Genomic DNA, 26,741 nt, shown 5'->3' with positions numbered 1-26,741 from the left:
ATAAAAGGAGTGTCAAAATGAAAGAGTTTTTCAAGAGGATTCATACCGATAATTTCAGGTGGTATGATTTTTCGCTGATATCGCTGGTTCTTGCATATTTTTTCCTAGAGATCGGAAATATATTCGGTGTGATAATTACGCTTTCCATTGAAGGTGCTGCAGCGAATATAGTGCCGACTATCAGCTTACAAGATCCGTTTGTCTATATGCTTATTATTTATTTTGCTCCGATCGGTGTGTGGATTCTTACACTTGTATTTATGGGGATTTTTAAGCCTGACAGACCTATTTTTGATAAGATAGGAGCAAAAGAGCCTTCGAATAACATTAAAATGTTGCTCGTGGGTCTTGTGATCGGATTTGTCATGAATATGTCCTGCGCCTTAGCAGCAATGATAAATAAAGATATTGCGATATATTTTAATGCGATCTATCCGATAAAAGATATTGTTTTGTTTATTGCTGTTTTTGTTCAGTCATCAGCTGAAGAGCTGGTTTGCAGAGGCTTCCTTTACAATAGGCTCAGAAGAGGATACAGGCATCCGGCAGTTGCGATCATAGGAAATTCGGTGTTATTTGGTCTTATCCATATTTTCAATCCCGGAGTAACGATGCTTGCAATTATCAGCATTATTCTTGTCGGAATATTCTGTTCTCTTATTGTCTATTACTATAACAGCCTGTGGTGCGTAATGATGTTCCATGCTGCATGGAACTATACTCAGAACGTGCTTTTGGGACTTCCAAACAGCGGACTTGTGTTTGATTTTTCAATCTTTAAACTCGATGCCGCAAGTGCCAGAGACAGCTTTGTTTACAGCGTTGATTTCGGCGTGGAGGCAACGGGATTTTGCATTATTGTAGAGCTCATTGCTATTGCTGTAGTCTGGTACCTTGGCTACAATAAGAAGAAACGTTCTTTAGAGCTTTCATAAGTTCGACGTTTTCTTCGTGCTTTTTTATTCCAATACGAAAATAGTGATCGTCAAGACCGTGGAAATTACTGCAGTTTCTAAGCAGTATTCCATGGTCTTTTATCATTTTGTCATAAAAAGTTTTTGTATTGTATTTTTGAGGAATGGAAAAGAGTATAAAAGGAGCCTCGCCCTTTTGCGGACAGAACCCCAATGAAGAAAGCTCTTTTAACAGATATTTCTTTTCTTTTTCTATAAGAGTTATTGCTTCATCAATATAAGAGTTTTCCGAAAGAGCGGCGATACCCGCAGCTTCCGCAAAGGTTGAAACGCTCCATTCGGGCTTTATAAACGACATGTCTTTAAGGAGTTCTTCGTTATAGGTCGCGCAGTAACCAAGGCGAACTCCCGGGATGGCATAGAGCTTGGTGAACGCATCTATGAGAATCAGATTTTTGTTCTTACCAAGGATACTTTCACAGTTGTATTTGCTATTGTTGTTTACAAGGCCCATAAAGGTTTCGTCTATGGCAAGGATGATATCGCGCTTTTGGCACTCATCCGCGATCTTTTTTATCAATGTTTTTGGAATGGCCTCACCGGTAGGATTGTTGGGATTGCATAATATGACCAAGTCAAGGTTATCGATATCTTTGATCCCGTGATCAATGAAGCTCTCATTAAATCTAAAGTCGTAGCATTCAGTAAGCTTAAAGTATTTTATGTCAAAGCCGTAAGCTAAAAGAGCTCTTTCGTATCCGGAAAATGTGGGCGCAATAACAGAAGCGACGGGAAGGATATTTCCGCCATTTTCTGTACTTGAGTTTTTCAGCTTTCTTGTTGAGATCGCTCCGGCGAGTATACTTATTATCTCGGAAGCTCCGTTTCCGATAAGAATCCTGTCCATCGGGATATTTCTTTTGGCTTCAAGTTGTTCTCTTAATGCATACTGATCGGGGCTTGGGTATTTTCCGAGTAAAGAAGCGGGATTTTTGAGCGCGTTAAGAACGCTCTTCGGAGGCCCGAGAGGATTTATGTTTACGCTAAAATCAAGCCTTATGTTGTTTTGTTTGCAGTCACCGCCGTGAGCGGGATATTTATCATGTTTTTCCATGGTTTTCATTATGCTAATAATTATATAAAATAAACGTATGAACAGTAAAGAATACGAAAAGTTAACAGATATGATCAAAGCTGTTTCTTTCGCGGACGAAGAGGCAATATCAAAGGCAAAAGAGTATGTAGGTAGCCTTGTTAAGCCTCCAAGGAGCATGGGAAAGCTTGAAGATATGGCAGGGAAGCTTGCAGGGATCACAGGATGTGTTAAGAACAGGGTGGATTCAAAAAGGGTCCTTGTTTTTTGTGCAGATAACGGGGTTACTGATGAAGGAGTAGCGTCGGCGCCCGTATCCGTGACTATGATGCAGGCAGTCAACATGACAAGGGGCGTAACCGGTATGGCAGCTCTTGCGAGGCAATTTAGCGCGGATGTGACCGTAGTTGATGTCGGAATTAAGACAGATTACGAGGGACTTGTAAAGAAGTGTGACCTTGCTCATGCGGATGAAGGCATAGTTTATGAGAATATAAGAAAAGGTACGGGAAATATAGCAAAAGAGCCTGCTATGACAGCGGAAGAATGCGTAAAAGCGATGCTTGTAGGAGCCGAGTGCGCGATGAATATAGAAGGAAAGCCGGAAACGTGCGATAGAACAGAACATGGCGAAGATGCGCGATCTGCCGGAATGATAGATCTTGTCGGTATAGGAGAGATGGGGATAGGAAATACCACTACTTCGACAGCGATTTTATGTGCGCTTACGGGCGAGAACCCGGATAGTATAACCGGACGCGGCGCCGGCATTACCGATGATTCTTTTTCAAAAAAGAAAGATGTGATCAAGAGAGCGTTAAGCCTGCATGTATTTGAGAAAGGTGCTTCTATTAAGAGCATTGAGGATAGAGAAGGCGTGATTTCAGAAGTAATCGATATCATTTCGAAGGTCGGAGGTCTTGATATTGCGGCTATGTGCGGAGCTTTTATAGGGGCCGCGGCGGCAGGAAAAGCAGCGGTGATAGACGGATATATTTCCGCGGTTGCGGCGCTTTGCGCGGTTAAGCTTTGCCCCGCGGTTGCGGGATATCTTTTTCCTTCTCATATTTCTAAGGAACCTGGATATAAGCTAGCGATAAAAGAACTTGGACTTGATCCTTATCTTGACCTTAATATGGGGCTCGGTGAGGGATCGGGATGCGTCATTGCTTTTTCTGTGATAGATGCTGCGTGTGCCATGATGAACAATATGGCGACGTTTGAAGAGGGTAAGATTGACGATTCGTACTTAGAGGGGATCAGATGATAATTCTTTTGACCGGAGGATGTAAGAACGGAAAATCCGGATTAGCTCAGAAACTTGCGGTGCTTTTATCGAAGAGGAAGCATGGCAGGCTGTTTTACGTTGCGACAATGAAGTCTACGGGAGAAGAGGATGACGAGAGGATAAGGCGCCACGTTGAGGACAGAGCGGGACTGGGATTTGAGACGATAGAGATTCAGACGGATATAAATAAAATTATGCAAAAAGATGCTGCTACGTATCTGATTGACAGTCTTACGGCGCTACTCGCAAATGAGATGTTTACTGAAAGAAACGGCAGTTTTTTTACCGATCGGGAAGCGCCCGAAAGAGTCGGAACCGAACTGGAAGAGCTAATGAAAACGACAACGGAAAAGAGCGCCGATCTTATTTTTGTAAGCGATGGAATATACAGTGATTCCGCGATTTATGACGGGGATACTTTTTTGTATCGCGAAGGGCTGGGGGAGCTTGAGAGAGTTGTGACGGACTGCGCCGATCTGGTGATCGAGATGTGCGCGGGCGTTTCGATGATTCACAAGAAGAGTGTTGCAGCCGCAGAGGATAAAGAGCTTATGGATTTATTAAAAAGAGATGGAAAAAAGCAAGGCGCTTTGATTATCGGGGGCGCGGCTCAAGGGAAAAGAGCTTTCGTAAAAAATAAGTTTGGGCTTAAGGATGAGGATATATATACTTTTGAAACCGATGAGATCCTGCATGGAGAAATAGGCATTCCGAGAGGCTTTAAAGCATATGAACATGTCGAGAGACTTGCTCTTTCGATGGGAATGGATGTGCACGAGCTGGCGGATGATTTTCCAAAAGACGCTGTTCTTATATGTGAGGATATAACCTGCGGAATAGTTCCGTTAAGTAAGGAAGACAGAAGATGGCGCGATGATGCGGGAAGGTTTATGCAGGCACTTTCTGTGAGTAGGGATGTTTACCGCGTTTTTTGCGGAAATGGAACCCAAATAGGATAAGAATAGGACGAGGATCGGTATAAAGATGAAAAACCTTTTGAGAGCATTTTGCATAGCGTTTTCCATGTATTCGAGCATTCCCATGCCGCAGTTTAAGTGGGAAAAAGAGGATATGAAATACAGTATCTGCTTCTTTCCGCTTATAGGAATTGTGATAGGGACGATATGTTATGGATGGTGCCTTTTGGTGCGTGCTTTTGATATCAATCTTTTGGCTTCGACGCTTTTGTTTTTTGTAATCCCGATAGCGGTCACGGGAGGAATACATGTAGACGGTTTCATGGATTGCAGCGATGTTTTTTCTTCATACATGGAAAAAGAAAAGAAACTTGAAATACTTAAAGACCCCCATATAGGAGCTTTTGCCGTGATAAAGCTTGTGGTTTTGTGCGCGGTATATATCTCTGCTCTTTCAGTGATAATTGCTATGGGGAATGGATTTGATGAAAGATATTATGCGGTATTATGCTTTGGGTTTGTTCTTTCAAGGTCACTCAGCGGTATCGCCGTGGTGAGTTTTCCTTGTGCCAAGAGTGAAGGGAGTCTTTATACTTTTGCCGAAGGTTCTGATAAAAAGAGATGTCTTTCTATCCTGGTAAAAGAGGCTGCCATAGCGGCACTTATCATGGCGGCATACGGAAGGATAGGCGGGATTGTAGCCATAATTGCCGCTCTTATCTCTTTTGCATATTACAATTTCAAGGCAAAAAAAGAACTTGGCGGAATTACAGGCGATACGGCCGGATGGTTCGTGTGTCTGTGCGAGACGATGATCGCAGCAGCAGTGTGTATCTGCGCGATGATTTCTTTATGATGAAGAGGTGCCTTAAGTGACTTTTATCCATGCATACTACAAATATGTCCCCGCAGCAATAATCACTGGAGTCATCATAGATCTGATCCTCGGAGATCCGGAGCGTCTTATTCATCCTGTGCAGATCATAGGAAAGCTCATAAGTGCACTGGAAAAGGTGCTTATTAAGGATGATATGAGTGATGCTTCGAAGTTTCGGAGGGGAGTGCTTCTTTGGGAAATAGTAACGGCGCTCACGGGAGCTGGTTCTTTCGTTGTTTTGTTTATAGCGTACAAAATAAACGGATATCTCATGTTTGTCATTATGTCTGTCATGAGCTGGCAGAGCATTGCTGCAAAGAGTCTTTCCAAAGCGGCTATGAAGGTATACAGGGCTCTTAAAAATAATGATATAGAGCTTGCAAGAAAAGAAGTCTCGATGATAGTAGGAAGAGATACGGGAAGTTTGGATGATAAGGGAATCGCAAGGGCAGCAGTCGAAACTGTTGCGGAGAACACCAACGACGGTGTCATCTGCCCGCTTTTTTATCTTATGCTCGGAGGACCGGTCCTTGCATTTATTTACAAGGCAGTCAGTACCATGGATTCCATGATCGGATATAAGAATGACAAGTATTTGTTCTTTGGAAGGTTCGCCGCAAAGGCCGATGATGTCTTTGCGTTTGTTCCGGCCAGGCTCAGTGCATTGTTTATGATAATAGGCACGGCGCTTATAGGTGATTACAGCAAATATTACGACGTAGGCGGGGCGGTCAAGATATATTTACGAGACAGATATAAGCACGCAAGTCCCAATTCCGCGCACTGCGAAAGCGTATGCGCGGGAGCTCTCGGCCTTCGTCTTGCCGGACCGACATCGTATTTTGGAAAGCTTCATGATAAGCCGTATATCGGAGATCCCAAAAGAGAGATTGAATATAAGGACATAAGACGAAGCTGCTTTTTGATGTATTCCACAGTTTTCTTATTTTTAATAATTTATTGTCTTATATTTGCAGCCATTTTTATTATTTAAAGGTATAATGAAAAATGTCGGGTTTGATCATCGACATTTTTCATTATTTTTTTGAGAACGGAGAGATATGTTTTGAAACAATACAGTATCTTAAACAACAAGCTTTTTCTATATCTGACGGAGTTCTTTGCCGGAATGTCCGTCATGGCGGTTGAGCTTGGAGCGAGCAGACTCCTTGCACCGTACTTTAGTTCATCACAGATCGTGTGGACGATCATAATCGGAACGATCATGATAGCGATGGCGCTTGGAAATATATATGGCGGACGGGCGGCGGATAAAAACCCCGATCCGCAGAAACTTTACGGAAGGATATTGATCGCTGCTATCTGGATCGCGGCGATTCCTGTGGTCGGTAAGTATATCATTATCGGTATCTCGGCCCTTTTGATATTTACCGTAAACAATAATTTTCTTGTTATCGCGGCTTTTGTGACATGTATGGTGGTATTTGTGTTCCCGCTCTTTTTACTCGGAACCGTGACACCGAGCCTTGCCAAATACACAACGGATTCACTTGATGACAACGGTAAGATCATCGGAACACTCGGTGCGTTTAACACTGTGGGTAGCATCATAGGAACTTTTGTGCCTACATTTGTCACCATCCCTGCTGTCGGAACATCTGTTACATTCCTTATTTTTGCGGGGATTTTGATAATTCTTTGTGCATGTTTTTTCTTAAACGGCCCGGGTAACCGCAAGAAACTTATAGTTGGCGGGATCTCTTTTATACTGTGTTGCATTCTCGGGCACAACACGAGTTTTTCTTTTTGGGAGAATAACCTTACTTTTGAGGGTGAGTCGATCTATAACTATCTTCAGGTAAAAGAGGATGCCAACAGCGTTATTCTTTCGACAAACGTTCTGTTCGGAGTTCAGTCTATTCTTATAAAGGACGGAGCACTTACAGGGATGTACTACGATTATGCGATGGCTGCACCGTATATGAGTGGGATAAAAGAGAAAGAAAAAAACGGTGAGAATACCGATATCCTGATACTCGGAATGGGCTCCGGAACTTATGCGACGCAGCTTTCAAGGCATTTTGACAATATTGACATCGAGGGTGTTGAGATAGATCAGAAGATAACGGATCTTGCTCACGAGTATTTTGAACTGCCCGAAGATACCAAGGTTACGACCTATGATGGAAGGGCTTACCTTGCGGCAACTTCAAAGAAATATGATGTGATAATGGTAGACGCGTATCAGGATATAACTATTCCTTTTCAGATGTCTTCGACAGAGTTTTTTACAATGGTAAAGAATCATCTTAATCCGGGCGGAGTCATGGTCGTAAATATGAACATGTTCAGCGATGACAACGAATCAACCATCAACAGATATCTTGCGGACACGATATCGTCGGTATTTGATAATGTAAAGATCGCATCTGTGGCCAATTCTACCAACAGAGAGCTTTTTGCAACGGATTCGGCTGATTTTATGAGCACATTTGATGACAATCTTGCGCTTGAAGATGAGAATGAGCTTAAAGAAATGATGTTAAGAGTTAAGATTGCGCTCAATGATTATGAGGCCGGAAAGAACATAATGACGGATGATAAGGCGCCTGTTGAGCTCCTTGGAATGCGTCAGATCGACTCTATAATCAAGGCGGAAGTAGCTATATATAAGGAAATATATGAGCGTGAAGGTTTAGAAGGGCTTATAAAGTACCTGTAAATAGTCACAATTCTTTGAAAAATTTATGAAAATTAGTACAAAAATGTGCTATTATTTATAACAGAGGGGTTACACACCTTCGGACATTCAATTCAATAGTTTGCATAAAGAGAAAGGAGCACTTCCTATGAGTAGTAGCCAGCTGCAATATTCTCCGTTCAAACCAAATTTGAAGACAGCCGAAGTATTTGCCTGGGGAGATCCGGAGTACAACTTGTTTGATCAACTTAGTGAGAAGTATGAAAGGAGCCATCCTGAATTTGAGAATCTTTCAACTTATGAAAAGATGGTTATAAGAGAGCAGATTCATCATGAAGCGATTGGGCTTACACCGCTCAACCTTATCATGGATTTTATAGAAGATCCGCAATTTGATGAATTCAGAGTTGTGCATGCAGATCGAAAATGATCAAAAAGAAAAGGCTGTGAATCTTGGGATGATCCAAAGTTCACAGCCTGTTTTTATTATTATGCTCCGGTTGGTCCGGCTTTTTTTATTTAAGTCTTGTAAGCATACGTGCTTCACGTATCTTATTATTAACGTCCGAAAGGAATTTGTAATTGGTCGGATCAGATATGAAATTAAGGAAGTTGACCGCATCTTTGTGAGCGAGCTTCTGACTCTTAGTAAGATAATCAAGAATCTCTTCATTGGTCTTTCCTTCGTTCATATATTTTTCCACAGTGTCAAACAGAAGCATGAACCTGCGCATCTTTATACGTACTTTGATATTGTGGAGTTTTAAAAAGATTGATCCCAGAATTACACCAAAAGAAGTACCGAGTATCAGGAACACTATGCCCCATGAAACTCTGCCCATCATAAGATTCAAAATTCCGGCACCGTAATTGGAAATGATAAACGAACTAAGAGATATAACTACGATCCACAAACGTGCTTTGTTGCGGTCTGTATCACTAAGTTCCATCAACCTGACTGCAATGCCAAATGCTACATAGAAGACCGCTGCGAAAGCAATCCCCACATAAGATAATTGCAACATATTCAATTCCCCCTCTAAATAATTGTAACAACCATAAATAAATAATGCAAACCCGTGTTATCATCTATATAAGAATTGAAAAAAATGCCTTTTATGAAAGGAAAAGAAATTTGAAGAAATCAAAAAAATCTGTTTTTGTGCTTTTGTCTCTATGTGTCGTTGCGCTTGCGTTATTTGCTTTTATCCCGTTCTATCAGGAAAAGTTAAATGACAATGATGTAAGCTTTTACGTGGTTGCCGAAAGCAAAGGACAGCCTTCAGACGAACTTAAGATCTATCCGTATTATGATGGCGAAGGAGAAAAGATGTATTTCTTTTTGCCGGGAAATTCGGAGAGCTATGAGTACAAAATGTTTTTCGGAAATGCAAAAGAGTTAAAGATAGGGGAGGTTTCTTTTTCGCCGGGAGATATATTGGATGACAGCTTTTTAAACTATTACGGTAAAAAAAATACCGGCCTCGGAGAATTGGAATTTGATTATGAGCTTCTTGATAAAAAAGGTGAAAAGGTACTTGGAAATGTCTTTTTCCTGACCGGCGGTGAAGTGAGCACAATGTATTTGGTTTCGGGAAAAGATTCCATGGAGAAGGTGGACGGTGATTCGCTACATAATATCACGGCAACTGCCGACTATTCTGTCTATGATTCTTTGGGTGCAAAGGAAACTTCGGGAAAGCTAAAGATCTCGGGGCATGGTAATTCTACATGGACAGAGCTCATGGAGGAGTTCCCTGGGCAGGAATTTAAGCGCTCATACAATATTTCTTTTAACGAGAAGAAATCCATTCTCGGAATGAAGAGTGCCGGAAATTATGTGCTTTTGTCCAATTTTTATGATGAAAGCGAGCTTAAGAACTATCTGGTTTTGGATATGGCCAGGAGAATCGGGGTGGATAATGTTCCCGACTGCGAGTACGTCAATCTGTATATTAATGGTGAATACAGAGGACTATACCTTGCGGCGCAGAAGATAAAAGAGGGTAATGGATTTCTGAAAATTTCTTCAGACGGTTATCTTGCCAAGTTTGATTATGAAGAGAGAGTTAAGACCGAGGGAAGTGTCTACGCGGAGACGGAAGGTCTTTTTGCCAAGATACAATATCCGTCGGAGCCAGATCAGGAAAGGCTTGCGCAGATAAAAGAAGATATTTGCAAGGTGGAAGATTCTATTAAGGAAGGTGAGGAGGAATTTTCTGATCTTGCGGATGAGAGGAGTTTTATAAAGTATTATCTTTTGCAGGAGTTTTTTGAGAACGGCGATGCAGACAGAGCCAGTCAGTATGTTTATAAGAATGGTATGAAAGATAAGCTTGTTGCAGGTCCTGTCTGGGATTTTGATCTTTCTATGGGGCATCCATGGTTTTCATATGGAGGCAATGAGGCGAATGCTCTTTGGATAAAGGGTCTTGTGGATGAGAGCGGATGGCTGCGGAAACTTAGCGATGATGAAGCTTTTATGGAAAAGACGCGTATGTTTTATAGGAATAATTTTTCCGAAATGGTTTCATATATTGAGTACCATGTACTTATCAGTGTTATTGAAAGTATAAAGGATAGCTATTATATGGACATGATCCGTTATGAGAACGGACCTGTTTATTATGACAGATATGATTATGAAATGCATGGCGCGCAAAAGTATGATCTTTTTAGCATCGCGGAGGATATTCAGGCGTGGTTGTGCAGCAGAAAATCATTTTGGGATGATTATGCGGACAATCCCGATCAGTTTGAAGAAGAGATACAGGAACCCGGTGAAAATACCAGATCTATAAGGAAGCTTATTTTGATGATAAAGAAATGATATTTAAAATGATTAAGTTTTCTTTTTATTATTGACTTTTTTAGTTTGGTACTTTAAACTTCAAAAGTAAATATCAGATTGTATACAAATATACATTTTGGTTTTTCATTTTTTTCAGGAGGGTAATATTATGAAGAAGTTAGGCAAAGTTATTAGTGCACTTATGGCTTCTGTACTTGTTGCTTCCGCACTTGTAGGATGTACTGACGCAGCAAGCACTGAGACAAGCGATTCTCAGGCACAGACACAGCCTGCACAGGAGACAGAGAGCTCATCTGACAACGGAGCTACATTTAAGATCGGTGCCATCGGACCTCTTACAGGTGGCGCAGCTGCTTACGGTAATGCGGTTTGTAATGCAGCAGAGCTTGCAGTTGAGGATATCAACGCAGCAGGCGGTATCAACGGATATCAGGTAGAGTACAGCAAAGAAGACGACGAGCTTAATGCAGAGAAGTCAGTAAATGCTTACAATACACTTAAGGATTGGGGAATGCAGATTCTTGTTGGTTCAACAACAAGTGCTTGCTCAATCGCAGTTTCAGAGTACACAAAGGCTGACAATATGTTCCAGCTTACACCTTCGGGATCTGCAGTTGATTGCGTTAAATATGACAACGTATTCCGTGTATGCTTCTCAGATCCTAACCAGGGTATTGCTTCAGCTCAGTACATTTCAGATCACAATCTTGCAACTAAAGTTGGTATCATCTATGACAGCTCAGATGTATATTCAACAGGAATCTATCAGAAGTTTGTAGATGAGTCTGCAGGTAAGAACTATGAGATCGTTTCACAGGAAGCTTTCACAGCCGACAATGCAACAGATTTCTCAGTTCAGCTTCAGAAGGCTAAGGATGCAGGTGCAGACCTCGTATTCCTTCCTATCTACTATCAGGCAGCTTCACTTATCCTTACACAGGCCAACACAATGGGATATGCTCCCACATTCTTCGGTGTTGACGGTATGGACGGTATCCTTACTGTAGAGAACTTTGATACAAAGCTCGCTGAGGGAGTAATGCTTCTTACACCTTTCGCAGCTGATGCTACAGACGATCTTACAGTAAACTTCGTTAAGAAGTATGAGGAGAAATACGGTGAGACTCCCAACCAGTTCGCAGCTGATGCTTATGATGCAGTATTTATCATCAAGCAGGCAATTGAAGCTAAGAACGCTACACCTGATATGAGTATTTCAGATCTTGGCGATGCACTTAAGGGTGCAATGACAGAGATCGAGGCTTCAGGTCTTACATCTTCTAAGATGACTTGGGATGCTTCTGGTGAGCCCAACAAGGAGCCTAAGGCTGTTGTTATCAAGGACGGAGCTTACGTATCCGCTGAGTAAATATAGACGTATTTATTCCTGACACAATGAAGTGTAACGCGGGATATCTGCATAAGATATTCCGCGTTTTTAGCTAATAAAAAGTTAATTTTTATGGTATGCTAGATTAATCAATCAATTAAAAGATCTATTGTTTTTTGGAGGTTTGAGATGAGCTTTTTAACCTATCTCATTAACGGACTTAGTCTGGGAAGTATCTATGCGATAATCGCGTTGGGATACACAATGGTATACGGAATTGCCAAGATGCTTAATTTTGCACACGGAGATTTTATCATGGTGGGCTGCTACATTATCTTTTCTGTCAGTGCGGCGCTCAGCGGAAATTCTGTCGTGGGAATAATATTGGCGGTCATACTGTGTACACTTCTTGGTATTACAACTGAGTTTGTTGCATACAGACCCCTTAGAGGAGCAGCGTCTCCGTTGGCGGTTCTTATTACGGCCATTGGTGTCAGTTATTTTCTGGAGAATGTGGCGCTTCTTATTTTCGGAGCGGATATTAAGTCTTTCACATCTGTCATTAAATGGGAAGGTTTATCTTTTGCCGGCGGCCAGCTTAGAATTCAGGGTGTAACGGTCGTTACCATTGCAGTAAGTGTTGTTATTCTTATAGCACTGCAGCTTTTTATCAATAAGACCAAACAGGGACAGGCTATGCTTGCGGTAGCCGAGGATAAGGGTGCAGCTACACTTATGGGTATAAATGTAAATAAGACCATTATGCTTACCTTTGCGATAGGTTCTTCGCTTGCAGCTGTTGCGGGAGCTCTTTTGTGCTCAGCTTATCCTTCACTTTCTCCGTACACGGGAGCAATGCCTGGAATCAAGGCGTTCGTAGCAGCGGTTCTCGGAGGAATCGGTTCTATCCCCGGGGCTATGATCGGAGGTCTTGTACTCGGAATTGTTGAGATCTTAAGTAAGACATATATTTCATCACAGCTTTCTGATGCCATTGTATTCGGAATTCTTGTAGTAGTGCTGCTTGTTAAGCCTACAGGTATTCTGGGTAAGGTTATTCAGGAGAAAGTCTGAAAAAGGCGGTGTGAAATATGAAGATAAATAAGATAACAAAAAATAATTTAATCACATACGGAATTGTGGTTGCAGCATTTGTTCTTTTCACAGTGCTTGCATCTACCGGAAATCTTTCGAGTCATATGAAGGGGCTTCTTATTCCCATGACTTATTATGCTGTGATTGCGGTTGCGCTTAATCTCTGCGTAGGTATTTTGGGAGAGCTTAGTATAGGACACTGCGGATTTATGTGCATCGGTGCATTTACAAGCGCTTTTTTCTCTAAGGCAACAGCAGAGATCCTTCCTTCCGGAATCAGATTTTTCCTTGCTTTCCTTATTGGAATCGCATTTGCGGCACTTTTCGGATTCCTTATCGGTATCCCGGTTCTCAGACTTAAGGGTGACTATCTTGCGATCGTAACTCTTGCGTTTGGTGAGATCATCAAGAATATAATCAATGCTTTTTATATAGGAATTGATAAGAGCGGTATCCATTTTTCACTTAAGAATGCGATGGAACTCGGACTTGATGAAGGAGGAGAGGTTATTGTAAACGGAGCAATGGGTATAACCGGAACTCCGCATGATTCAACTTTTACAATAGGAATAATCGTACTTCTGATTTCTCTTTTTGTAGTGCTTAACTTGATAAATTCAAGAGACGGGCGTGCGATCATGGCAATCCGTGATAATTATATCGCAGCGGAATCTACGGGTATCAATGTCACGGGATATAAGATGATGGCATTTACGATTTCAGCAGCCATTGCAGGCGCTGCGGGAGTTCTTTTCTCTCATAATATTACGACGCTTACGGCTACATCACAGTATTTTGGTTATAATGCTTCGATCATGATCCTGGTATATGTTGTGCTCGGCGGAATCGGAAATATCAGAGGCAGCGTTATTGCGGCTTGCATACTTTACTTACTTCCCGAGCTCCTCAGAGGATTCAGTAACTATCGTATGCTGATCTATTCAATCGTTCTTATTGTTATGATGATCGTTAACTGGTCACCGAAGATCATTGAATGGAGAAAGAGAACGCTAGGTAGATTTGGATTTAAGAAAAACAGCGGAAAGGAGATCGCATAATGGCACTTTTGGATGTAAATAATCTCAGCATCTCCTTTGGAGGACTTAGAGCTGTTGATGATTTTAATATTTCAATTGAAAAGGGTGAGCTTTACGGTCTTATCGGACCTAACGGTGCGGGAAAGACAACGGTGTTCAACCTTTTGACAGGTGTTTATAAACCGAATGAGGGAATCATAAGACTTGACGGTGAGGATATCACAAGAAAGAGTACGATTGAGATCAATCACTGCGGAATAGCCAGAACATTCCAGAACATCAGACTCTTTAAGCAGATGCCTGTTATAGACAATGTTAAGGTTGGACTTGCCGAGCGCTATAAATACAGCACTCTTGAAGGAATTCTTCACCTTGGTAAGTATAAGAAAGTGGAAAAAGAGATGGATGAAGAGGCTATGCGTCTTCTGAAGGTCTTCGATCTTGATAAAGAGAGAGATACGCTTGCTTCAAATCTTCCATACGGTAAGCAGAGAAAGCTTGAGATCGCAAGAGCTATGGCGACCAATCCCAAGCTCCTTCTTCTTGATGAGCCCGCTGCCGGAATGAATCCCAACGAGACAGGCGAGCTAATGGATACAATAGCTTTGGTGCGTAAGGAGTTTGGCATGACGATCCTTCTTATTGAGCATGATATGAAGCTGGTATCCGGTATCTGTGAGAAGCTTACGGTACTTAACTTTGGTAGGGTTCTCTGCCAGGGAGAGACCAAAGAAGTGCTTGCGGATCCGGAAGTAATAAAGGCATATTTAGGTGAATGATATGGAACAGATATTACAAGTAAAAGATTTAAGTGTATACTACGGCGTTATCAAAGCCCTTAAAGGAATTTCTTTTCATGTAAATAAGGGTGAGATCGTGGCTCTTATAGGTGCGAACGGAGCAGGTAAGACCACGACTCTTCACACTCTTTCGGGACTTATTCAAGCAAACGCCGGTGAAATAGACTATAATGGAATTAATTTAAGAAAGACTCCCAATCATAAGATCGTTGGGATGGGTATGGCGCAGGTTCCCGAGGGAAGAAGAGTTTTTGCCGAGATGACGGTCCTTCAGAATCTTAAGATGGGTGCTTTCACAAGATCGAGTAAGGCAGAAATGGAAGAGACACTCGCTGATATATACAAGCGTTTCCCAAGACTTGAGGAGAGAAAAAATCAGCTTGCGGGAACTCTTTCCGGCGGTGAGCAGCAGATGCTTGCAATGGGACGTGCGCTTATGTCTCATCCCGATCTCATTCTTATGGATGAACCTTCAATGGGGCTTTCACCGATCTTTGTAAATGAGATATTTAAGATAATTGAGGATGTTAATAAGGACGGAGTTACCGTTCTTTTGGTTGAGCAGAACGCGAAGAAGGCTCTTTCAATCGCAAACAGAGCTTATGTCCTTGAGACGGGAAGTATTGTAAAAGAAGGCGACGCCAAAGACCTTCTCAACGATGAGGCAATTAAGAAGGCTTATCTTGGTGAGTAGAGCACTAAGCGAGGTATTTTCGAGCGTAGTGACTATCCCAGAGTAGAGCACTTCAAGGGGGATAAAAGCATGAAGAAAAACATCGTCATTACAATCGCAAGGCAGTATGGAAGCGGCGGTAGAACCGTGGGCAAGATGCTTGCAAAGGACCTTGGTATCAATTATTACAACAAGGATCTTATAAAGCTTGCATCGGAAGAGAGTGGTATAAATGAGGATCTCTTCAGGGAAGCGGACGAGCGTTGCAGAACGGTTGGTTTCTTCAAGGCGCCTGTAAATGTGTATACGGGTGAGATAATCGGTCCGGACAGTAAGGATTTTACTGAGCCTGACAATCTCTTTAATTTCCAGGCAAAAACAATAAAGAATCTCGCAGATAAAGAGAGCTGTGTTATAATAGGTCGTGCTGCGAACTTTGTGCTCAAGGATTACGACAACGTTCTAAGTGTATTTGTACATGCGCCTATGGACTACTTGCTTGAGCAGGCCGCGAAGGTTCAGAGTCTTCGAGGGGATGAACTTGAAAAGTTTATCCGCAAGGAAGATAAGTACAGATCTGAATACTATGAGCATCACACAGGACGTAAGTGGTCGGATGCACGAAATTATGACCTATGCCTGGACAGCAGCAAGCTTGGCTTTGAGGGCTGCGTTGAGGCCATCAAGGCGCATATGAGAGTGAGATTTGGGAATTGTCTCTCTTAATATTTGAGAAAGTTTTTTAGAAAAAAGCACTTGCATATCCTGTTAGCATATGCTAATATGTCTTTGTTAGCAAATGCTAACAAAGTAAATGCGTCAATGCCAAGGCGTTATTTACACGTGACATACAATAGTCATAAGAAATCTCCTACCTGAACAGGTGCATCTTGCCAATGCACCTGTTTTCTTTTATCATTAAAATTGCGAAAAAACATAAAAATCCATGGAGATATAATGGCAAACGAGAAATTCATACTAATTGACGGAAGTTCTATGCTAGTGACAAACTACTATGGCAATCTTCCCAAGGCAATTATGTTCGAAAAGGATCCTGAGAAAAAGGAAAAACTTTACTCTCAGATCATGCATAATGCCAAGGGACAGTATACCAATGCGATGTTTGGCATGATGAGAACAATTCTTAAGATAATAGATGAGCAGAAGCCTACGCATATCATGTTCGCTTTCGATATGACGAGAGATACCTTCAGAAGAGAGAAATATGCCGAATATAAGGCAAACCGAGGGGATACGCCCGAACCTTTGAAGGAGCAGTTCGTCAATATGGAGAATATGTTGAAGGAAATGGGCTTTAAGGTCCTTTTTGACGAGAATTATGAGGCGGATGACATCGTGGGAAGCGTGGCCGGACGCTATGAGAAAGACATTCCCATGTATATAATCACCAAAGACCATGATTATTTACAGCTTGTGACCGATCATACAAGAGTTTGGCTTATACAGACCAAGCAGGAGACTGCCAATGAGCTTCAAACCAAGTATGGAGCAGAGTATGGGTGGGACAGTAAGCTTGCGGCCATACCTGATAAGGCATTTGAAGTTACACCGGATCTATGTCTTAAGGAATATGGTGTTCGTCCCGACCAAATACCCGATCTTAAGGGAATCCAAGGTGATTCAAGCGATAACATCCCGGGGGTTAAGGGAGTTAGCAGCGCTGCATTACCTCTTTTGGCTGAGTATGGCACTGTTGAGGGCATATATGAGGCAATTGATGATTGCAAAGATGATAAGGAGCAAAAAGAGCTGGCCAAGAAGTGGAAAGAAGAGCTTGGCATCTCCAGAAGCCCTTTAAAGGCGCTTATCGAGTATCGTGATCTTGCAATATTGTCTAAAGATCTCGCTGAGATCAGGAAAGATTATCCTTTTGATATTTCACTTGATGATTTCAAGCTCAACTTTGATAAAACCAAGGCAAAAGAGCAATTCGAGATATACGGGTTTAAATCACTATTGGATAAGATTGGAGTATAATTTTCTAAATGAGGAATTATTATCATACGATACTGATCAATCTACATAAGATCATTTATTACATTATCAAAGCCAGGATATGGGTCAGAAACCCTCAGAAGCACTCGGAAGAGGACTGTTATGCTGTGGCAAGAGAGATGGTAGATGTCATGAACAGATCATCAGGCTATAAAACCATAGCATACGGAGCCGAGAATCTTCCCAAGGAAGGCGGATACATGCTATATCCCAATCATCAAGGTAAATATGATGTTCCCGGGATTTTTGCAACACACGAAAAGCCGATTTCTTTTGTTATGGATATAGAGAGGTCGAAGATACCGCTTGTTTATGAGTTTTTATTACTGGTTAGAGGAAAGTCTATTTATCTTAATAATCCCAGACAGACAATAACAGTTTTTCAGGAGATGGCAAAAGAACTGGAACAAGGAAAGAAGTACATTCTTTTCCCGGAAGGCGGATATAAGGAGAATAACGGCAATGTTGTTGAACCGTTTAAAGCCGGAAGCTTTAAGGTTGCGCAGATGTCCAAAGTTCCGATAGTACCGGTGGCGCTTGTTGATTCTTATAAAGTTTATAACAGTGATCATTACGGACCGGTGACGACATATGTATACTATCTTGAACCGATAATGTATGATGAATATAAGAACATGAAGACCAAAGATATAGCAGTATTGGTTGAGAATAGGATCAAAGATAAGATAAAAGAGCATTTGGCGGGCTGATACGGCGCGGAGGATGATATGGGAAAGATTTTGGCTGTTTTGGCAGCAGTTATTTTTATAATTGCGGTGGTAGTGTTCACCATCGGTGAACTTAACAAGAATAATGAAGAAGAGCCCGAGACATATCGGTGGATGCGCATTTTTGCCATTGTTCTGGTAGTTATGGCGGCGGTATGTGCAATAAAAAGCGTAGGGTTTTAAGAATAGTTTTGAATGCAGAAAATAATGAACCGAGACAAAGAAAATAATTCTTTGTCTCGGTTTTTTTAAAATGACATATAGTAAAATGATGCGGGATCGGCTTTTTCACCATATAAGCCGAAAACAATCGTATATAGCAATATGGCAAGTGTAAATACAACTCTGAATACAGAGCCTTGAATATTAAGCCATCTGTCTACTCGCAGAGCATTTTTGTATGTGACATAGTCGATACCGCCTAAGACCAGAAGTGCAAAGAAAAGTATGAGTACTTCCTGAACTCCAAGTCCCAGTGAAAAAAGCTTATCCATATCGGATAATATCCAGAAATCTTTGACAGTAAACATCTGTATGATATATGAGCATGCATGTTGGGCCGAATCCGCCTTAAAAAATATCCAAGCGAAATCCACAAGCACAAATGTGATGATCGATCTTAGCAGGCGTCCACCGAAGGGAATATCGGACTTGTTTTTCTTCATTATTCCGATGTCTGTAAAAATGTTCTCAAACATATTGAAAAGACCGTGAAGAACACCCCAAATCAGGAAGCTTAGACCTGAGCCATGCCATATACCGCTTATTGCAAATGTAATAAATGTATTGAGGTATTTTCTGAGCTTTCCTTTTCTGTTTCCGCCCAAAGGAATATATATGTAGTCTCTTAGCCATGAGCTGAGAGATATATGCCATCTTCTCCAGAAGTCTGTGATAGATACCGATAGATAAGGTGCTTTAAAGTTATCCATGATACTGATATCAAACATACCGGCGATTCCCAGGGCAATGTGTGAATAAGCCATGAAATCGCAGTAAAGCTGCATTCCGAAACAAACGGCACCAATTATAAGCACTGTCGTTCCATATCGATAATACGTAGAAAAAATATGATCTGATACAAGTGAAAGTCTGTCAGCTATAACAAGTTTTACAAACATTCCGAAAATAATGATTATAGCATTATCACATAATCTGTTTATATCAAATAATTCTTTTCTGGAAGATGCGTCCAATTTCCTGAATTGAGGAATCAGATTGCCGCCTCTTTCAATGGGACCGGAAATAACAGTGGGAAAGAATGCAATATATAAAAGCACGTAAAGCGGATTCTTTTCCGGCTTTATTTTTCCGTTATAACAATCCGAAATATAGGAGATGGCTTCCAGTGCAAAAAAAGATAGTCCGATCGGAGCCATGTTTTTAATTTCGGTATATCTGAAGACTATGAGCAAAGCTACTATAACAGCAATGCTCGCTGTCAGCAGAGCCTTTTTTACGGAAGGAGCCTTAATTTTTTCCATTACCATGGTGACGGCATATGAGATAATACCCACCGCAGGCAAAATGAAAAAGGATGCGGTTCCGCTAATATAGTACAGAAAAAAGCTGAGTGTCAGAAGTATAAAGGATCTGAGCTTTTTCGGGACTATGAATTCAAGTAACAGTATTATAAATACCAGAGGAAACAGTATTTGGTAAGTAATAAACATTATTATTCTCCATGCTATAGTTATTTAATCGTTTTCTTCTCGCTCAATTTCGTTATTCTCGGCATCGGGAGATATACCTACGGAATCAATTATTATATCTAAACTTTCGTCATAGATAGTTATACTAAGTCCGCTGGTTTTTTTGATATAATTCTCTCCCCAGATATATACTCCGTCATTTCGTTCTTCTTTATCCGATTCTGACATATATTCTTGATTTGGCATAAGCCTGTCAACGGATACAACGGTATTTCCGAATTTATGCGAATACGAATAGGTATCGGCTCGATCTGAATAATATAGAAGCTCGCCGTGATACAGTATTATCGTCCCACCTTTTTCATGGTAACCTTCAGGTGTTGGAACTTCATCAATAATATTCTGAATGGTTCCGTTTGATTCATATGTGTGATCGCCTGAAAGAGTCATTATTACTAAATAATTATTGAAGTGATCACTGAAAAGCTCCGACCATTCCTCTATATCACCGGCATTTTCAAATTTTTCTTTTAATTGAAAATCTTCCCAGGCTTTTTGATCTTTTTCCCATGTTTCATAACCTCGATCATTCCTATGATCTTCCAGGTTGTAATTATCCAAAAGATATTGTCCCAGATACTCTGTGATCTTTTCACCTCCTGTGAGGTTTAAATGGTTAAGGTCGGCAGCCTGATCGGTCTGAACATCAAAACCTATTTCATCAACAAGATAATTGAAGTCGATAAATGGTACGTTATTTTCCGAAGCAATGTCAGAAATGGTTTTTTGCTGTGCAACAGACGTCTCGGGTGCGGGATACGGAGTATGGAAAAGAACAAGCGGGATGTTCTTTTCGCGGCACAAGGTAATAATCTTATTAAGATAAGCACGACCTATATCGCTTATTGGTGCACGTTCATCTGTGGTGACAATCTCAGCCTCTTCCTCGGGAACAGAATATAGTGGGTGAACATCTGATACTAAATAGGGAGTATCGGTCACGAAGTCATCTTTGGTAAGTTCTGAATATCTGGAATGCATAAGTGGCCACTTATAAAGTAGTTCTATTCCGTCTTTCGTAAAGGGTAGGCTAAAATTCTCAATCTGTTCTCTTGCCATTTGCAGATAGTTTTCTGAATAACTGAAAGCTGCATCACTCTGGATTTTACCTTCGTATTCAGTGTCAGGCTCTTCCATGTTATCGTCGGGAATAAGGGCGGTTTCCATCATAATAACTTTAGGCTCTTCGTATTTTAGAAATTCAATTATGGCATGATATGTAACATCTACCGGTTGAGAATTTCCTGCAATTGTATAGGCTGCAATACCATAGTCTCTCCACAGATTTCTACCCACAAGATGTCCGGCATGACTGCTACCTACAAAAAGTACATCTGTGTTTTTGGCGTAGCCTTTGTATACGTTATACAACCTTGGGTTTGTTGAGGTACCCTTGTCTATAAGGACATTCATTAGATTTGCCAAAAGGATAATAAGCGCGATTATAAATATAATTAATTCTATAAATCGAGATATATTTCTCTTTATTATGATCATTTACTCTCTCCATTTTTTAAGCTGTTATTTCAATATTGTATCATAAGGTGTCGAAAATGCAAAAAAGGGACACGCATGATCGCTCATTACGTGCCCTAAATAAAAAAGGATATTTAGTTTATTTGGTCAAATGTTATTTCCACTTTTTAAGTCCTTCAAATGCATATCCCGATAAATCTACCCCGCAGTCAACGCTGCTGAGAGTATTGAGATCGGGTTTAAAGGACCTAACGTGCATAACCTGAAGAGGCGGTTTTGGAGTGGTTCTTATTCTGGAAGCTATAGTTTTCTTATTAGCCATGGCAGATACCTCCTTGTCTCTTGGTAGGTATATTATAAACGAGAGAAATAAAATAAGAATAAAGGAAGCTTAAAAAAACACGGATAATTAAATAAACATTCACTTTTGTCACAATAAGGTGTAAAATAGAACGTAATTAAGACTACTAATCTTCTGAGGGGAGGGTAATGATGGCAGAAACAAAAACAAAGATTGAGCTACAGTACAGTAGCCTGTCTATAGGAGAGGATAAGATTGTCTCCAAGGCAAAAAAAGCATATGGCAAAAGAGATATTAAAGAGCTTAATATCTATGTAAAGCCTGAAGAGGGAAAAGCATATTACGTTGTTAACGGAGATCCTTCAAAAAGCGGAGACTTTGACCTCTATGATTAATTATAAACAGTGATGAAGCGTGGCCGAAGAGATAAATATCTCTTCGGCTATTTTGTACACGTGTCGGGTACTCTGAGACCATGGAATATGGTATAATCTGATGACAGACAATCACTATCAGAATATCTTTTAGAATGGATATATTTAGGATACAGAAAGAAGGACAACAATGGATAAACTTGCAATTCTCGGTGGAACTCCGGTAAGAGACGAGAAGATTTATTACGGTCGTCAGTGGATTGATGATGACGATGTGAATGCAGTTGCAAAGGCACTTAAGGGAGACCTTATAACATGTGGACCGTTCGTAGCGGAACTTGAGAAAAGAATCTGTGAAGTGACCGGAGCAAAATACGCAGTAGCAGTCAGTAACGGAACAGCCGCTCTACATTGTGCAATGATAGCGGCAGGAGTGGGAGAAGGAGATGAAGTAATAACAACTCCTCTGACATTTGCGGCTTCTGCAAACTGTGCTGTGTATGTCGGTGCTAAGCCGGTTTTTGCGGATATTGATCCAAGAACCTATAATATCGATCCGGACAGTATTGAGAAGCATATAACCGATAAGACCAAAGCAATTGTGGCGGTTGACTATACAGGACAGGCAGTGGATCATAAGAGAATTCAGAAGATATGTGATGAGCATGGCCTTACGCTTATCATTGACGGAGCACATGCAATCGGAACCAAGTATGACGGCAAAGGAGAGGGTTCGATCGCTGATATGACAACATTCAGCTTCCATCCCGTTAAGACTGTTACAGCCGGAGAAGGCGGTGCGATCACAACCAATGATCCTGAGTTATACAGAAAGCTTCACCTTGCTTCACAGCACGGTATTGTAAGAAATCCGGATGAGTTCAAGCATGAAGCTGAAGGTATTTGGTACTATGAGATGCAGGAACTTGGATTTAACTACAGAATGACGGATTTTCAGGCGGCTCTTTTGATCAGTCAGCTTAATAAGCTGGATAAGTTCTCGAAGAGAAGAAAAGAGATTGTAAAGAAATATGATGAGGCCTTTAAAGAGGTCCCCGGAATAATAGTACAGGAAGAGATACCCGAGTCCGATACTACAAGGCATCTTTACGTGATACAGCTTGATTTTGACGTGGTTAAATGCACCAGAAGAGAGTTTTTTGATGCGCTTTCCGCAGAAAATGTGCAGCCGCAGGTTCACTATGTACCTGTATATTGGTTCCCTTTCTATGAAAGGATGGGATATCAAAGGGGACTGTGCCCTGTTGCGGAAAAGGTTTACAAAGGTATCATGAGCATACCGCTTTATCCACTTATGACTGACAGCGATGTCGATGACGTTATTGAGGCGGTAAAGAAGGTTGTTTCTTGGTATAAAAAGTAATACCACTGTTATAATGAACAATTAAATCTTGAATTATGAAGGGAGAATCGCTATGTACGAACAGATCAAGTTACCTTACGCTACAAATGCGCTGGAGCCGTTTATTGATCAGCTCACAGTTGAGACTCACCATGGCAAGCATCATGCCACCTACACCAAGACATTTAATGAATTGGCTGAGAAAGCAGGACTTAGTAACCTTTCGGCAGAAGAGCTACTGGCTTCTCTTGATAAAGTTTCCGATGAGACTTTGAAGAAGGGACTTCGAAATCAGGGCGGAGGATATTATAATCATAACTTGTATTTTGAGATGTTTTCCGATAGTCCGGCCAAAGAACCTAACGGTAAGCTAAAAGAAGCAATAGATAAAACTTTCGGAAGTCTCGATGAGCTTAAGGATCAATTGTCCAAGGCAGCAGCCGGACAATTCGGCTCCGGATGGGCATGGCTTTCAACAGATAAGGTGGGAGCATTGTTTGTATCGGCATCTCCCAATCAAGACAATCCGATTAGTGAGGGCACCGGAAGAATACCGATCATAGGATTGGATGTATGGGAACATGCATACTACCTTAAATATAAGAATTTGAGACCCGATTATATCAAGGCCTTTTTTGAAGTACTTGACTGGGCTAAGGTATCGGAAAGATATGATCAGATAACAAAATAAAAAAACAAAAACACCACTTGCAAAGACTTTGCAGTGGTGTTTTTATTTTGGGTTTATCAGCGCGGCTGCGTGCACTGAGCGGAACTCACGTACAGAGCGCAGGAGAAGGGAAAAAAAGATAATTTCTGAATCGCGCGAAAAAGAATTTATCATATACGAAAAAGCGAAACAAGGAAAAACAAAATTTCTTTGTGAAAACTTTGTGAAAAAGAAAACAATTATTTCGAATGGATATGGAATCTAATGAAATAAAATTTTAAATTGATTCAATATGTGCGACTCCATGAATTATTGTCTTTTTCTAAAAAGGCTGCTTTTTATAATATAGAAAATTCAGTCAGATAATCCCAGATCGTTTTTCATATAGTTTGTAATGTATGAAGCTCGTTCCTTAAAAAAGTCATCAATGACCGCAATATCGGCATTGTAGTCATCTTCGGAATAGGGCGGAGTGAAGTCTTCGCCGGGTTCATAACTGCTGACCACAAAGTCACCGCGGAATCTTTCTTGTGATTTTATATCGGCGTCTTTACATTTTGCCGAAAGTATTGAAAGCTTCTCGTGAACGCTTTCGTATTGAAAGTTTTTTTCTGTCATTTCAATAAAAGAGCTGACGAAACGTTCTTTGAATTCCTCGTTTTTTATTATTGAAGAGAAAAGTTTATCTCCGTTTAACGGGCTTATTTCCCAATGGCCTTCGATAAATGAATCGATTGAAGCATTGGTCAACTCTGTGATCATAGCACATGATTCATCAAGGTCATATAAAAGCCATCTCCATTTGCCGTCGCCGTATTTATCACCGGTAGGATTCTTGGCTCTCCAAAGTGCCAGGTTATTGGAGAAAGCATCTCCGTTGGCAACATATATTTCTGTGATGTAGTAATCTATCAGACTCTGAATATCTATCTTATCTTCCACATATCTGTAATTGGAATCGACTGCCATATCGTTGGTCGAAATATAATCAACCAAGTCGTTATATAGTTTTAGATCCTCAGGATCGTCAGTACTTACTTCGTTGTTTTTGACGATGATAACATTATCTTCATCAATGCCGTAATGTTCATGAATATATGACTCACCGATTCCCTCTTGAATAAAATACATTCCCCAATATTCACCGTTTAGGAACAAGGCGCATGGTATGGCACGTTGAATTCCGACATCTCTGTCCGCTACAAGGCTTTGGCAAAAAACATCTCTTTGCTTGGTCACAAACAGATCGTTTGAGCCTCCGGTTCTAAGAACAACCTTACTGTATCCGTTTCCGTTGCCTTTAAAGAAATCGTATTTAAAGTATTCATGTCCATCGTATTCGGCTCTTGAATACAGATTAAAACTCTTTTGATTCTGCCCTATACTAAATCCGCCGTGAATCCTGATCCCGGCTTTTTGTTCAAATACCTTATGATGATCTTCTGAGAAAAATTCAATGTTAACCGGGCGTTCCCAGCCGCGACCTTCTTTTCCGTAGTTACAGTAATCATAGATATATTCAAAGGGATCAAGATCCATTTTTTCGCCATATATGTCTTTTACCTTGCCTTGTACGTAGATGCCCTTTTCATAACCGAAAAGATCGTCGGGATCCATAGATACAGACATGATGGAAATTCCGTCATAACCGTAACTATCAAGACCAACAAAGTATGTCTGAGATACAATCTCACTTGTTCCGTTGTCGGTTATAGCGACAGCTTTAAGAACTGTTCCCTTATCGACGGGAAAATCGGGTATATATGTATTGGCGGTAGCTATATCGCCCATTGCCGACCAAATGTTGGGTTCCTGCGTTCTGTTACTTATGGTTATGGGCCCCTCATATTTGTAAGATTCGGCGTCAGGGACAGATCCGTTAAGAGAATAATAAATATCTCCTTTTGGAGCATCCAAAGTCACTACAACGTCGCCGTCATACCATCCACCTTTTATTGAAAAAGAAGGAGCTTCCAATATTTCTTTTTTCTCGGGAATAAAAGTCTCTTCTACATAATATGGAGTTGCCGAAGTGATATTATATCTTCCCAGATCGTCTAAGCAGGAAGCATAACATTTGTTGTCGGGAAGATCGTATGGGATGGGAAGCCTTTGAACATACTTTTCATTGGGGCTTGTGAGAATGCACACTTCGCCTTTTGAAATCTTGAAAGGAATATCGTGGATGTCGGAGGGGACATAGTCATCCCTGTATAAAGAAGTATCGTCTATGCAGGGGCTGCTCCAAGCAATAACAGCTTGTCCCGGCTCTACAGTTATATCACCGAATGTGTATTTGAACAGATCTTTTCTGCTATCGGTAAGTCCCCAGCCCAATAAACTGACGGGTTCATCGGAACTGTTGTAGATCTCGATATAATCTGCACCGTAATCGCCGTTGTCATCGTAGGCGGCATTTTTATTGCAAGCGCAGATTTCTGTAATGGTAAGCGGAGATCTGCGAGCGATTCCTCTTCTTCCGATAAAAGACAGCCCAAGAACTATGAATAATAATATGAATATTAGAATAAGCGTTTTTTTTCTTGTCATGATAAACCTCTACATTCCAATATAGCGCAAAGTCAATAATTAAGCTAGAATGT

General features: G+C 41.0%; 26 protein-coding genes. 20 read left to right on the top strand and 6 right to left on the bottom strand.

From position 1 onward, the window contains the following. Positions 1 to 17: 17 nt before the first annotated feature. A complete protein-coding gene (locus tag D6856_RS08750; protein WP_120686569.1) occupies positions 18 to 935 on the top strand; it encodes a CPBP family intramembrane glutamic endopeptidase in 918 nt (305 codons plus the stop codon). Here the strand turns inward: D6856_RS08750 and D6856_RS08745 are convergent. Beyond that, positions 874 to 2,028, bottom strand: a complete 1,155-nt coding sequence (locus D6856_RS08745; RefSeq protein WP_158588888.1) for a pyridoxal phosphate-dependent aminotransferase — start codon at positions 2,026 to 2,028, stop codon at positions 874 to 876. The genes D6856_RS08750 and D6856_RS08745 overlap by 62 nt on opposite strands. Positions 2,029 to 2,065: 37 nt before the next feature. On the opposite strand from D6856_RS08745, the gene cobT reads away from it, so the two are divergent. The 6 genes from cobT (at position 2,066) to D6856_RS08715 (ending at position 8,181) form a co-directional block, all read left to right on the top strand. Further along, positions 2,066 to 3,274, top strand: coding sequence for a nicotinate-nucleotide--dimethylbenzimidazole phosphoribosyltransferase (gene cobT / locus D6856_RS08740; RefSeq protein ID WP_120686567.1), 1,209 nt, complete (start codon positions 2,066 to 2,068; stop codon positions 3,272 to 3,274). Then, positions 3,271 to 4,254 carry a bifunctional adenosylcobinamide kinase/adenosylcobinamide-phosphate guanylyltransferase gene (locus tag D6856_RS08735; RefSeq protein WP_120686566.1) on the top strand — a complete coding sequence of 328 codons (984 nt, stop codon included), beginning with the start codon at positions 3,271 to 3,273 and terminating at the stop codon, positions 4,252 to 4,254. The genes cobT and D6856_RS08735 overlap by 4 nt, the downstream gene beginning before the upstream one ends. Before the next feature lie 25 nt (positions 4,255 to 4,279). Further along, complete coding sequence (locus tag D6856_RS08730) at positions 4,280 to 5,068, top strand: adenosylcobinamide-GDP ribazoletransferase (RefSeq protein WP_120686565.1); 789 nt, start codon at positions 4,280 to 4,282, stop codon at positions 5,066 to 5,068. A 16-nt stretch (positions 5,069 to 5,084) separates the two neighbouring features. Beyond that, complete coding sequence (gene cbiB / locus D6856_RS08725) at positions 5,085 to 6,083, top strand: adenosylcobinamide-phosphate synthase CbiB (protein ID WP_243114060.1); 999 nt, start codon at positions 5,085 to 5,087, stop codon at positions 6,081 to 6,083. Positions 6,084 to 6,218: 135 nt separating this feature from the next. Then, positions 6,219 to 7,772 carry a spermidine synthase gene (locus D6856_RS08720; protein ID WP_442861333.1) on the top strand — a complete coding sequence of 518 codons (1,554 nt, stop codon included), beginning with the start codon at positions 6,219 to 6,221 and terminating at the stop codon, positions 7,770 to 7,772. 127 nt (positions 7,773 to 7,899) lie between these two features. Next, positions 7,900 to 8,181, top strand: a complete 282-nt coding sequence (locus D6856_RS08715; protein ID WP_092244222.1) for a hypothetical protein — start codon at positions 7,900 to 7,902, stop codon at positions 8,179 to 8,181. Positions 8,182 to 8,266: 85 nt separating this feature from the next. Here D6856_RS08715 and D6856_RS08710 read toward each other — a convergent pair whose 3' ends face one another. Next, positions 8,267 to 8,776, bottom strand: coding sequence for a hypothetical protein (locus tag D6856_RS08710; RefSeq protein ID WP_120686563.1), 510 nt, complete (start codon positions 8,774 to 8,776; stop codon positions 8,267 to 8,269). Positions 8,777 to 8,886: 110 nt separating this feature from the next. Here D6856_RS08710 and D6856_RS08705 point away from each other — a divergent pair, with 110 nt between their 5' ends. From D6856_RS08705 to D6856_RS08660, 10 genes are all read left to right on the top strand, one after another. Continuing rightward, on the top strand, positions 8,887 to 10,581 hold the full coding sequence (locus tag D6856_RS08705) for a CotH kinase family protein (RefSeq protein WP_158588887.1): 1,695 nt from the start codon (positions 8,887 to 8,889) through the stop codon (positions 10,579 to 10,581). A 130-nt stretch (positions 10,582 to 10,711) separates the two neighbouring features. Further along, positions 10,712 to 11,932, top strand: a complete 1,221-nt coding sequence (locus D6856_RS08700) for an ABC transporter substrate-binding protein (protein ID WP_092244213.1) — start codon at positions 10,712 to 10,714, stop codon at positions 11,930 to 11,932. A 150-nt stretch (positions 11,933 to 12,082) separates the two neighbouring features. Next, on the top strand, positions 12,083 to 12,967 hold the full coding sequence (locus D6856_RS08695; protein WP_120686561.1) for a branched-chain amino acid ABC transporter permease: 885 nt from the start codon (positions 12,083 to 12,085) through the stop codon (positions 12,965 to 12,967). Between the two features lie 17 nt (positions 12,968 to 12,984). Then, positions 12,985 to 14,046, top strand: a complete 1,062-nt coding sequence (locus D6856_RS08690) for a branched-chain amino acid ABC transporter permease (RefSeq protein ID WP_092244207.1) — start codon at positions 12,985 to 12,987, stop codon at positions 14,044 to 14,046. Further along, a complete protein-coding gene (locus tag D6856_RS08685; RefSeq protein ID WP_120686560.1) occupies positions 14,046 to 14,804 on the top strand; it encodes an ABC transporter ATP-binding protein in 759 nt (252 codons plus the stop codon). Before D6856_RS08690 ends, D6856_RS08685 begins: the two co-directional genes overlap by 1 nt. Position 14,805: 1 nt before the next feature. Further along, complete coding sequence (locus D6856_RS08680) at positions 14,806 to 15,519, top strand: ABC transporter ATP-binding protein (RefSeq protein ID WP_120686559.1); 714 nt, start codon at positions 14,806 to 14,808, stop codon at positions 15,517 to 15,519. A 69-nt stretch (positions 15,520 to 15,588) separates the two neighbouring features. After that, positions 15,589 to 16,224: a cytidylate kinase-like family protein gene (locus tag D6856_RS08675; protein WP_120686558.1), complete on the top strand. Its 636-nt coding sequence runs from the start codon at positions 15,589 to 15,591 to the stop codon at positions 16,222 to 16,224. Between the two features lie 231 nt (positions 16,225 to 16,455). Continuing rightward, on the top strand, positions 16,456 to 17,496 hold the full coding sequence (locus D6856_RS08670; protein WP_092244195.1) for a 5'-3' exonuclease: 1,041 nt from the start codon (positions 16,456 to 16,458) through the stop codon (positions 17,494 to 17,496). A gap of 8 nt (positions 17,497 to 17,504) precedes the next feature. Beyond that, a complete protein-coding gene (locus D6856_RS08665; protein WP_120686557.1) occupies positions 17,505 to 18,224 on the top strand; it encodes a lysophospholipid acyltransferase family protein in 720 nt (239 codons plus the stop codon). A gap of 18 nt (positions 18,225 to 18,242) precedes the next feature. Further along, positions 18,243 to 18,425, top strand: coding sequence for a hypothetical protein (locus tag D6856_RS08660; protein ID WP_120686556.1), 183 nt, complete (start codon positions 18,243 to 18,245; stop codon positions 18,423 to 18,425). 65 nt (positions 18,426 to 18,490) lie between these two features. Here D6856_RS08660 and D6856_RS08655 read toward each other — a convergent pair whose 3' ends face one another. The 3 genes from D6856_RS08655 to D6856_RS15180 form a co-directional block, all read right to left on the bottom strand. After that, positions 18,491 to 19,915: an MBOAT family O-acyltransferase gene (locus tag D6856_RS08655; RefSeq protein ID WP_120686555.1), complete on the bottom strand. Its 1,425-nt coding sequence runs from the start codon at positions 19,913 to 19,915 to the stop codon at positions 18,491 to 18,493. Between the two features lie 24 nt (positions 19,916 to 19,939). Further along, positions 19,940 to 21,451 carry a hypothetical protein gene (locus D6856_RS08650; RefSeq protein WP_120686554.1) on the bottom strand — a complete coding sequence of 504 codons (1,512 nt, stop codon included), beginning with the start codon at positions 21,449 to 21,451 and terminating at the stop codon, positions 19,940 to 19,942. Between the two features lie 133 nt (positions 21,452 to 21,584). Next, positions 21,585 to 21,752 (bottom strand): hypothetical protein, encoded by a 168-nt coding sequence (locus D6856_RS15180; RefSeq protein WP_158588885.1) that lies wholly within the window; start codon positions 21,750 to 21,752, stop codon positions 21,585 to 21,587. A 170-nt stretch (positions 21,753 to 21,922) separates the two neighbouring features. Between D6856_RS15180 and D6856_RS08645 the strand changes: the two genes are divergently transcribed. The 3 genes from D6856_RS08645 to D6856_RS08635 all read left to right on the top strand — a co-directional run bounded on the left by D6856_RS08645 (position 21,923) and on the right by D6856_RS08635 (position 24,159). Then, complete coding sequence (locus D6856_RS08645) at positions 21,923 to 22,126, top strand: DUF6465 family protein (RefSeq protein ID WP_092244180.1); 204 nt, start codon at positions 21,923 to 21,925, stop codon at positions 22,124 to 22,126. Between the two features lie 169 nt (positions 22,127 to 22,295). Then, positions 22,296 to 23,489, top strand: a complete 1,194-nt coding sequence (pseC, locus tag D6856_RS08640) for a UDP-4-amino-4,6-dideoxy-N-acetyl-beta-L-altrosamine transaminase (protein ID WP_120686553.1) — start codon at positions 22,296 to 22,298, stop codon at positions 23,487 to 23,489. Between the two features lie 52 nt (positions 23,490 to 23,541). Next, complete coding sequence (locus tag D6856_RS08635; RefSeq protein WP_120686552.1) at positions 23,542 to 24,159, top strand: superoxide dismutase; 618 nt, start codon at positions 23,542 to 23,544, stop codon at positions 24,157 to 24,159. A 333-nt stretch (positions 24,160 to 24,492) separates the two neighbouring features. Here the strand turns inward: D6856_RS08635 and D6856_RS08630 are convergent, their stop codons facing one another. Then, positions 24,493 to 26,688: a CotH kinase family protein gene (locus tag D6856_RS08630; RefSeq protein ID WP_120686551.1), complete on the bottom strand. Its 2,196-nt coding sequence runs from the start codon at positions 26,686 to 26,688 to the stop codon at positions 24,493 to 24,495. Between the last annotated feature and the right edge of the window lie 53 nt (positions 26,689 to 26,741).

The sequence above is a fragment of the Butyrivibrio sp. XB500-5 genome (genome assembly GCF_003625505.1).
Classification (GTDB): domain Bacteria; phylum Bacillota; class Clostridia; order Lachnospirales; family Lachnospiraceae; genus Butyrivibrio.
This window is presented reverse-complemented; position numbering and strand designations above follow the sequence as displayed.